The 713-nt window shown below is 62.4% G+C and carries 2 protein-coding genes; both read right to left on the bottom strand.

The features are described from left to right. Nucleotides 1–40 precede the first annotated feature (40 nt). Nucleotides 41–391 carry a TrbC/VirB2 family protein gene (locus ACYP5B_RS43150; protein WP_267601182.1) on the bottom strand — a complete coding sequence of 117 codons (351 nt, stop codon included), beginning with the start codon at nt 389–391 and terminating at the stop codon, nt 41–43. Between the two features lie 18 nt (nt 392–409). Continuing rightward, nucleotides 410–713: ATPase, T2SS/T4P/T4SS family (locus tag ACYP5B_RS43145; RefSeq protein ID WP_459570257.1), on the bottom strand; the 304-nt coding region annotated here is incomplete at its 5' end.

Below are 713 nucleotides of genomic sequence, written 5' to 3'. Positions count from 1 at the left end.
GGCAAGGACAATGACCGGCTGACGGTGTGCTGGCGCATGATCAGCAGTACTGGGTGAGACCGAGGTTCTTGGCGATGGGAATCGCGGCAGCTGCCAAGCCGATGCCCACGATGGCCGTCATGACGACCTTGACGATAGTCGACTCGGAGTTGGCAATGCCGATCGCACCCAAGATGATGACCACCACGCCGATCACGAAGAGGATCGGACCACTGACCAGCGCCTGGATCGAGCAAATGATGTTGGTCAGGCCACTAAAGAGACCGAGGTCGGCAGCGAATGCGCTCTGGGCGCACAGGAGAAGCGTCGCGCCCAGCACCAGGGCAGTCTGCTGCGAACGGGTGCGGGCGGCGTTGAGCTGCATCCCCGCTGGTCGGTTGGAACGGAACATGGTTTGTTGAACTCCCAGTTAGAAAACGCGATTGACGACGTAGTCGCCTTGTTTGAATCCCTGAATTTCCAGGATTTCCGACACGTGCCGCATCTCGCCGGTGCGGCGCAGATGCAGGACGTAGTGGAAGCATTCGGCGATGAGCTTGCGCATGTCGTCCAACTCCCAGCGGGAGCCGGTCGGGATGCCAAGCATCGCCAGACTCTCGAGCCGCGACAGGGCGGAGCGGGCGTTGTTGGCGTGCAGCGACGCCATGCCGCCGTCGTGGCCGGTGTTGAGCGCCTGCAAGAGGTCGAAGGCTTCGCCGCCGCGCACCTCGCCA

It is taken from the genome of Cupriavidus sp. 8B, from assembly GCF_054589115.1.
Note: the sequence above shows the minus strand (reverse complement) of the source record. Positions and strands in the feature narration are given on the sequence as shown.